Origin of the sequence: Zunongwangia pacifica, from assembly GCF_023499215.1 — a bacterium.
Lineage (GTDB): Bacteria > Bacteroidota > Bacteroidia > Flavobacteriales > Flavobacteriaceae > Zunongwangia > Zunongwangia pacifica.
Genome location: NZ_JAKHSK010000004.1, coordinates 224,780 through 234,009 on the forward strand (window position 1 = coordinate 224,780; position 9,230 = coordinate 234,009).

The window sequence follows — 9,230 nt, forward strand, 5'->3', positions numbered from 1 at the left end:
AATTGTATCGAAATGCTGCCAAAATGGAAGCTTCGATATAAATTCTTTTGCAAATATTTCACTCAGCCTCCGGGATCATTTTAAATCGAAGTCGGGTTATTATATAAAATTAATCCTATAATCTGGTTTTAAATAAAAACCCCATTCTTATCAATTTAAGAATGGGGTATAAGTTGTAAGATGTTGGTAAAATTATTCTTGTTTAGGATTTAAAAGGATGGGTTTTCCAAAGCCCAGTTGTTCTAATTTGTCTAATTGCGTTTCGGCATCACCCACAATTAGATAATACATTCTGTTGGGATTGATGTATTTTTTTGCCAGATCCTGAATTTCGAGAATATCCAGATTATTCACTAAATCTTCTCGTTGTTTAATATAATCGTAATCACGGTCGTAATTACTAATTTCACTTAGCATATTTAGTTTAGCATCTAAGGTTTCAAACTTACGCATGTTACTTTTTATCATGTAGCTTTTGGTAACATCGAGATCATACTGATTGAAACTCTCTGGATAATCCTTCAATATTTCCTTTACAAGCTTAGCCGCATCGTCTGTAATATTGGTTCTCACGCCGGTAGAAACCATAAACGGGCCTACATATTTATCTCCAAAAAATCCAGATCTAATGCCGTAAGTATAACCTTTACCTTCCCGTAATTGCTGCGTAAGCTGTGACGCAAAACTACCACCACCTAGACGATAATTCATTACTTCGGCGGGATAAAAATCTTTATTTGTCGCGGCCATTGCCGGTGATCCGAATCTAAAAACAGACTGTTTTGCTCCTGGCATATCGTAAAAATATACCTTCGATTTTCGTGGAAGCTCAGGCTCAGGAATCTTAGGCAACTGCACATTTTTAGCCGGCCAGTTGGCAGAAAGTGATTTTAAAGCATCGGTAGCCTGATGTTGGTCTACCGCACCAACCACTAAAAATTTGGTGCGTTGCGGAGTTAAATTCTCTTTGTAATAATCTCTTATATCCTGAAGGTTAATAGTTTCAACACTCAACTTTGTTCCAAGCGTATTTTTTGATAATATGCTTCTTTCCCCATAAATCAGTTTTTGAAATTCGAGATTCGCAATAACATTTGGGTTTGCTTTTTCTTCTTCCAGCTCACTAAGTACCTGTTGTTTTGCAAGTTTAAATTCTTTTTCGTCCCATCGGGGTTGCAAGAGGATTTCTTCAACCAGCGCAATGGTTTCTATAAAGTTTTTAGCTAAAGTACTGCCAGAAATACTAATTTGCGTTTTGCCCGCATTAATGCTAATATTGGCACCTAGTAAAGCGATGGCTTCTTCTAATTCTTCCGGAGTTTTATTCGCAGTGCCTTCTCCTAAAATTTTTGCCAGTAAATTAGAGACTCCCGTTTTGTTTGGGTTTTCTAACAGTAATCCGCCATCCATCTGAAATTCAAATTTTACTAAAGGAACTTCGTTATTGGTGATCCCATACACCTGCATGCCAGAAGGCATAAAATCTTTCCAAACTTCAGGAGTTGTAAGCTGAGGTGTTGCGGCATAAGGCGGCTCTAAACTTCTATTGAAGTTGGAAGGTGTTTTTTCGTAATCGGCTTGTTGGGATGCATTAAAATCCTCTTCAGCATCTTCAACGATTTCCTCTTCTTCAATTTCTGCAGGTTCAGAATTTTCCAGTGCTAATGCTTTTTCTCCTTTTGGAACAAAACTCGTAGCCACATAATTTTGGTCTTTAATATAGATATTAAACACGCGCATTACATCGTCTTGACTTACCGCCAGGAGCTTATCCATTTCTTTATTAATAAAATTAGGATCGTTAGCAAAAATCTGATATTGGGCTAATTGAAAGCCTTTTCCAAGTACGCTGCTAATGCTATTGTAAAAATTGGTTTCCTGCCCGGCTTTTATGCGTTTAAGGTCTTTTTCTGAAATTCCGCTTTTGGCAAATTCAGCAAAAGTTTCTTTAATGGCCGCAGCTACACTATCTAGATCTTTGCCCTCGTAAGCTCTAACCTGTAGTATAAGTTCTCCGGCAAGTTCATCGGTATAATTATCCATTGCTATCGATCCTGTTAGTTCTTTTTCTTCTACTAACTTTTTGTAAAGCGGAGCGTTTTTACCGCTGCTTAAATATTCAGCAAGAATAGAAAGGGCATACGAATCTTCGTGATAAGAATAAACACTGGGCCAGGCCATGGTTAATTCGGGTAGCCGCGCAAAATTATCTTCGTAATAAAGTTTTTTGGTCTCTTTTAGATCAACCAACTGCTTTTCCTGTCTTTCTATTTCTTTGCCTGAAGGGATTTCATCAAAATATTTGTGCACCCATTTTTTTGCCTGTTCTTTATCAAAATCGCCGGCAATTGTTAAGATTACATTATTAGGAACATACCATTGATTATAAAAATCTTTTACATCCTGAAGTGTAGCATTTTGTAAATCTTCTAAACTGCCAATTACCTGCCAATTATAGGGATGATCTTTTGGATATAGATTTTTGTCGATCACAACCATGGTATGTCCATAAGGACGGTTATCATAACTTTGGCGTTTTTCATTTTTAACTACCTGCTTTTCTTTGGCTAAAACCGGCTCGGTTACGGTATTGATAAAGAATCCTAATTTATCGGCTTCTGCCCAGATCATTTTTTCCAGTGCATCTTTAGGGACGGTCTGGAAAAAGTTGGTACGATCCCGACTGGTAGAACCATTAGCACCAGAACCGCCAATTCTCGCACTCATTTTATCGAGCCCGCCTTTACCAAGATTTTCAGATTCCAGAAATAATAAATGCTCGAATAAATGGGCAAAACCGGTACGGTTTTCTTTCTCCCTGGCCGATCCTACATGCGCGGTAAGCGCAACGGCCACTACAGGATCTGAATGATCGGTATGCAGGATCACGGTAAGGCCATTAGACAGTGTGAAACTTTCGAAGTTTACTTTTAGTGAATTATCTTCCTGCGCTTTTGCTGTAAAAACAGTCAAAAAACACAAAAAAGTAACTATTTTTTTGAATTTCATTTCTTACAATTTAATTTTCAGCATTCAGCATTCAGCATTCAGCATTCAGCATTCAGCATTCAGCAAGCTTGGTTAGACTTTAAGCTCTAATATCTTAAATCTCATCTCTATTATCTAGAACTCTACTTCACCATAAATAAAGCGTTGGCAAAAAACAATTTCCCATTTTGCCAGAACGATCTGAATAATGGATTATCTACCATATAAATTACGCTACCCCTGCCTATATTTTCCTGTGCGAATACCACCGAGTTTTCCAGCGTTTTATAAGCTTCGCTACCAACAAATCCTGAAACAACTTTTGGCTTCTGCATGTAAGCAACATTGTACCCGTTGCTCAGTAATCCAAAATTGCTACTGCTTAATTTTAAGCTGAAATATGTGTCATCGTACCCAAAAGCAAGAGGATGTGTATTATCAACTGTAGCTTTAACAATACTTCCCGGGCTGTTGTTTTTTATACTCTCCCTGGTTCTCATGTTGTACGGAGTAAGATTTGGGGTATCAGTATCCTCTTTATCGGTTTCAATTTTATTTTCTTTAATGCTAAAACCATCTTTACCGGCAAAGAAACCAACCGCTCTGCCAATGGTGATTAATTTGCCACCACTATGCACAAAGTCCTGAATTTTATTTACACCGGCATCGCCTAAAACTTCGCTGTAAAACCCTTCAGGAACGATTAAAACATCGTAAGAACTAAGATCGATTCTATTGAAATATTCTGTGCCAATTGCGGTTACCGGATAGTTTAATTCCTGCTCAAAGAAATACCAGAGCTCCCCATAATTTAGCGAAGAAGTCCCTTCACCTCTAAGTACGGCAATTTTAGGAGTACCGATTAATTTTACATCTGGAGAACCAAAATCGGGCCCGCTGGTTGCAAAACTGGTATTCGCTACGGTTAATTCTCTTTTAAATTTATTTGCGGTTTCAACCACAATTTCATTGAAATCCTCAAGGTTCTTATTGTCACTTTTGGTAATAATTAAGCTACCGGCATTAAATTTTTCCCCTTCTGAAGAAAAAGGAAGTTCACTAAATCTAACTTTTACTTCCTGTTTTAATAAGGCCGCTAAAAATTCGGCATCCTTAAGGCTATTCCAATGCACAATATACCCGGCACCTTCAGCATTTACAGTATTATTAATATTCGGTGTTTTCGTAGTGTTTTTTCCAACATATGCTTTTTTACTTGCAACGGCATCCAAACCATAAGCATAGGGTAAACTCCAGGCCGTAATATCGTAGGTAACCGAGTCGTTTAGCGCTGTTGTAGGTTCAAAAAGAACTTCAACCATGTGGCCTTTTGGCTGCTGTGTGCTTACCAGTAAGGTGTTATCTGTAGTGGTTAAATTTCCATCTTTATTTTCAGTAAAACTATATCCAGAAATTCTTTCACCTTTATTTGCTGTAGTGTATTTAATATCGTGGCGATCTAATAATTCTTTTAAATCATCAATTTTATCTTTATTGCCATTCAGCGCAAAAGTTTGATATTTTCGATCAAGATCGCTAAAATAATTACTGAATTCTTCTGAGAGTTCTTCCGCATTTTTTGAAGCCATTTCTACGGTAGATATTCCAGTAGTAAAATGGTGGTCAATGCGATCTTTTAAAGTTAATGTGTAGCCCTGGTCGGTTTCAATTCCCAATCCGCTACGGCCATGCCCAGCCTGCTCATACGTCATCCCAATTGCTCCCATGTAGGTAGGGTAGGTGTCGCCATAGCTTGGGTAAAGCAAATCAAAACTCTCTTTTGTAAAAAATAGCCATCCTTCTTTATCAAAATATTTAGCGTTGTTTTTACCAATTCTTGTTTGGAAATCTCTCTGAAATGGAGTGATGATATCGTGAAACGGCTCGGCTGCCGGAGCAAAGTAATAAGGATTATTAATTCCCTGCTCATGGAAATCGACATGAATATGTGGCATCCATTGATTATAGATTTTTAAACGGTTTTGGGTTTCTACCTGTGTAGCCCAAACCCAGTCACGGTTTAGGTCGTATAAATAATGGTTTGGTCGGCCACTCGGCCAGGGTTCGTAATGTTCTGCGGCATCTTGTGACGTGTTAAAAGGCGTTTGTTTCACCTGATTGTACCAGTTGGCATAACGATCACGACCATCTGGGTTTACACAAGGGTCTATAATAACGATGGTGTTTTTTAACCAATCTTGCTTCTCTGTAATAAGGTGATAAAGTGTTTTCATCGAAGCTTCTGTACTGGAAGCTTCGTTACCATGTACGTTATAACTTAACCAGACGATGGCTTTATCGATTGTGGCGGTGCCCTCTAAAATTCCGGTTTGGCGTAGGTGATTTTTTCTAATTTCCTCGATGTTCCCAAGATTTTCTTCCGTAGAAATCACCGCGTAGGTAAGTGGGCGTCTTTCATTGGTTTTCCCGTAGGTGTGATAAGTCACTAAAGGAGAATTTTTGGCGATATATTCAAAATAATTTACCACATCGGCATGTCTTGAAAATTGACTTCCAAGTTCGTACCCTAAAAATTCTGAAGGCGATTTTAGCTGCGCATTTCCGCTTAAAAAGCTAAGGACCGCAAAGGTAATTAAGAGTATTTTATTCTTCATAAAATTGGTAAGAGGTTTAATTAATTTTAGTAAATGGCCTGAGGGTAAACCCATGAGCCACCCCGATCCTGTGAGGGTACCGGGGCATTTAACTCTCGATTATCGAGTAAAGATAGAGCACACGGGCGAATTAACTAAAATTTAGTGTATAAAAGTTATATCTTCGGTATCTTTGCAATCTCAAAAAAAGTGTATGCCGATAGATTGTATTTCGTATTCCGAAACCAATTATTTTTCCAAACTCATTTTGGATTATCTGGATAAAAAGGAAGAATTATCACCATTTTATAATCGTTTTCCTGAAATTGGAAATTTCGAAGCTCAAATTAAAGAAAAGCAACAAAGTTTTCCTTCTGAAAATAGAAGGGTTCTTGTTCAAAGCCTTCAGCAACAATACGAAGGTTTAGAAGTGTCTGAAGCGACTTTAGCTAATATTGAAGCACTTTCTAAAGACACTACTTTTACCATCACAACGGGACATCAGCTCAATTTATTTACCGGGCCGCTTTATTTTTTATACAAGATCATTTCAGTCATAAATCTTACTAAAATTCTTAAAAAAGAGCATCCCGAGTACGATTTTGTGCCAATTTACTGGATGGCTACCGAAGATCATGATTTTGCTGAGATCAATTATTTCAATTTAAACGGAAAGAAATTTCAGTGGAATTCTGAAGAAAAAGGAGCAGGAATCGATGCGGTAGGTTATTTATCTACGGATGGTTTAGCTGAAGTTTTCGAACTTTTTGCGGCAGAAATTGGTGGTGGTAAGGATGCTGAATATCTAAAATCCTTATTTAAAAACGCCTATTTAAAGCATGCCAATTTAACTGAAGCCACGCGTTATTTGGCGAATGAACTTTTTAAGGATTACGGACTTGTAATTATGGGGGCGCAACAACATGAGCTTAAAAAATTATTTATTCCTTACGCTGAAAATGAATTGCTAGAACAGCGTTCTTTTGAAAATACTAAAGAAAAGACTGAAAAATTATCGAATCTTGGCTATAATGTTCAGGTAAATCCCCGGGAAATCAACCTGTTTTATCTCAATAATGGCTATCGTGAGCGTATTATAAAGCGAGAGGGTAAATTTTATGTGCACGAAAAGCAAATAGAATGGAGTAAAGAGGAGATTTTGGCAGAATTGCATGAACATCCGCAATATTTTAGTCCCAATGTGATGATGCGTCCGCTTTATCAGGAAGTAATTTTACCTAATTTATGCTATATCGGTGGTGGCGGAGAATTAGCGTATTGGTTAGAGCTAAAAGATTATTTTGAAGCTGAAAATGTGCCTTTTCCGATGCTATTATTACGGAATTCAGCCTTATTACAAACCGAAAAGCAACGGGAGAAAAGGCAGAAATTAGATATTTCGAATAAAGAACTTTTCTTAAAACAGCACGAATTAATCAATAGAAAAGTGCGCAAAATATCGAATATTGATATTGATTTCAGCAAACAAAAAGAGCATTTGGTACATCAGTTTGCGGCGATGTACAATTTAGCTGAAAAAACCGATAAATCTTTTCTTGGTGCGGTGAAAGCGCAGGAAGTAAAACAATTAAAAGGTTTAGACCATCTGGAAAAGAGATTGCTGAAAGCGCAAAAACGAAAGTTGAAAGATGAGGTAAGCCGAATTGCAGATTTGCAAAATCAACTTTTCCCTAATAAGAGTTTACAGGAACGGCAAAACAATTTTTCTGAAGTATACGCTATTTACGGTCAGCAGCTTTTAGATACACTTTTTGAGCATTTAAATCCTTTAGAACAACATTTTAAAATTCTCACTTTTGGAACAAAATAAAATGCACAAAATCGATATGGACCTGGTAGAAATGACCCTCGATGTCATGAAATATGCCATAGACCGTATCTCGAATATAACACCAGAGCTTGGCGCTCCTAAAAAAGAAGAAGAATTATTAAGTATTGTAGGGGAAACTATCACTCCAAACGGAATTGGTGGGGAGAATGCCTTTAAACTTTTTAAAGATGTTTTGGTAAAGGCTTGTGTGCCTATCGACCACCCCAGACATCTGGCTTTTGTCCCCGCAGCACCAACCCGTGCAGCCATTATGTTCGATTTGGTAACCTCGGCTTCCAGTATTCACGGAGCGTATTGGATGGAAGGTGCCGGCGGTATTTTTTGTGAAAATCAGGCGATGAAATGGTTGGTTTCCCTTACCGGTTTACCAGATACGGCTTTTGGTGTTTTTACCAGTGGCGGTACGTCAGCAAATCTCTCGGCTATGGTGGCAGCACGGGAAGAATGGCGAAGAAGATCTTCAGATAACATAAGTGTACGCGGATTGTTATTAACTTCAGATGGCGCACATAGCTCGGTACAGGCCATGGCCAAAGTGATTGATGCCGATGTGGTGATGATCGATAATCACGATGAAAGAATCACAGGGGAAGAACTACGCCGAGCGATCGACGAGCTTGAAGAAAAAGATAGAAAGCGCTTATTTGCGGTTGTAGCCACCGGTGGAACTACCAATGCCGGAATTATAGATGAACTGGATTCTATCGCAGATGTTTGCGAGCAGGAAAATGTGTGGTTTCATGTAGATTGTGCTTATGGCGGTGGTGCTTTGGCGGCAAACTCGGTTCGGCATTTATTTAATGGTATCGAAAGAGCTGATAGTATTACGATCGATCCTCATAAATGGCTGTTTTCTCCTTACGATTGTGGAGCGGTAATTTATAAGAACTTAGAGCACGCTAAAAATGCCCATTCTCAGAAAGGAGCGTATTTAGAAATTTTTAAAGATGAAGGCGCGCAGGGCTTTAACCCGGCAGATTATCAAATACAGTTAACGCGCCGTGTTCGTGGGATGCCTTTATGGTTTTCTTTGGCCATGCACGGTACCGATAAATATAAGCAGGCGATAGAGCGTGGTATTGAGCTTGCGAAAATTGCGGAACAAAAAATAGAAGAAACTGAATATGTGGAGGTGGTGCGACCTTCCAGCTTATCTGTAGTGTTGTTTAGAAGAAGAGACTGGACGCCAGATCAATATAAAGATTGGACCTATAAGAATCATAATTCTGGTTTTGCATTGGTAACCCCAACAACCTGGAAGAAAGAAACAGTAGCTCGTTTTTGCTTTATCAATCCAGATACTAGTGAAGACGATATCGATAAGATTTTAGCATCGATGAAATAAGTTTTAGTTGAAAAAGTTTATAAAGTAAAAAGTTTAAAAGTTCAGGATTTTAAAGTTGAATCCTGAACTTTTTTGCTTAAAACAATTGATTTTATAAAACGTCATTTCAGCTGCAACGTATTGAAATGGATAAATCTTTTGAAGAATTTAGATCTCTCCACTTCGGTCGAGATGACTGTAGAAATGAGTTTACAATTTTCGACCGAGATAAAAGTTTAGAAATCTTATTCAACATTTAATGTTCAAAATTAATCTTGATTCCTGAATCTTATCTCTTCTTTCTCTTTCCTATGCACTATATTTCTATACCTAAAAAGATCTCTCCACGTTGGTCGAGATGAACTGTGTTTATATACAAGATAAATTTAAGTTATTTTCGGTGTAATAGGTTTTTTGTGTAGCAATAGCAAAGGCCTGCTTTAAAAGTTTGTTGACCACCGCTATCAAAGCC

4 protein-coding genes are annotated in these 9,230 nt (G+C 37.9%); 2 read left to right on the forward strand and 2 right to left on the reverse strand.

Annotation, left to right across the window (positions count from 1 at the left end; genetic code table 11):
• Positions 1 to 192: 192 nt before the first annotated feature.
• Positions 193 to 3,009: a M16 family metallopeptidase gene (locus L1967_RS04485; RefSeq protein WP_249600526.1), complete on the reverse strand. Its 2,817-nt coding sequence runs from the start codon at positions 3,007 to 3,009 to the stop codon at positions 193 to 195.
• 122 nt (positions 3,010 to 3,131) lie between these two features.
• A complete protein-coding gene (locus L1967_RS04490) occupies positions 3,132 to 5,603 on the reverse strand; it encodes a M14 family metallopeptidase (protein ID WP_249600527.1) in 2,472 nt (823 codons plus the stop codon).
• A 193-nt stretch (positions 5,604 to 5,796) separates the two neighbouring features.
• Between L1967_RS04490 and bshC the strand changes: the two genes are divergently transcribed.
• Together bshC and L1967_RS04500 are read left to right on the forward strand one after the other, a co-directional pair.
• Positions 5,797 to 7,413, forward strand: a complete 1,617-nt coding sequence (gene bshC, locus L1967_RS04495) for a bacillithiol biosynthesis cysteine-adding enzyme BshC (RefSeq protein ID WP_249600528.1) — start codon at positions 5,797 to 5,799, stop codon at positions 7,411 to 7,413.
• 1 nt (position 7,414) lies between these two features.
• On the forward strand, positions 7,415 to 8,779 hold the full coding sequence (locus L1967_RS04500) for a pyridoxal phosphate-dependent decarboxylase family protein (RefSeq protein ID WP_249600536.1): 1,365 nt from the start codon (positions 7,415 to 7,417) through the stop codon (positions 8,777 to 8,779).
• Positions 8,780 to 9,230 lie beyond the last annotated feature (451 nt).

Excerpts from the sequence above, each read along its gene's own strand:
- bshC (WP_249600528.1), top strand. The coding sequence starts at position 5,797 with ATGCCGATAGATTGTATTTCGTATTCCGAAACCAATTATTTTTCCAAA.
- L1967_RS04500 (WP_249600536.1), top strand. The coding sequence starts at position 7,415 with ATGCACAAAATCGATATGGACCTGGTAGAAATGACCCTCGATGTCATG.
- L1967_RS04485 (WP_249600526.1), bottom strand. The coding sequence starts at position 3,009 with ATGAAATTCAAAAAAATAGTTACTTTTTTGTGTTTTTTGACTGTTTTT.
- L1967_RS04490 (WP_249600527.1), bottom strand. The coding sequence starts at position 5,603 with ATGAAGAATAAAATACTCTTAATTACCTTTGCGGTCCTTAGCTTTTTA.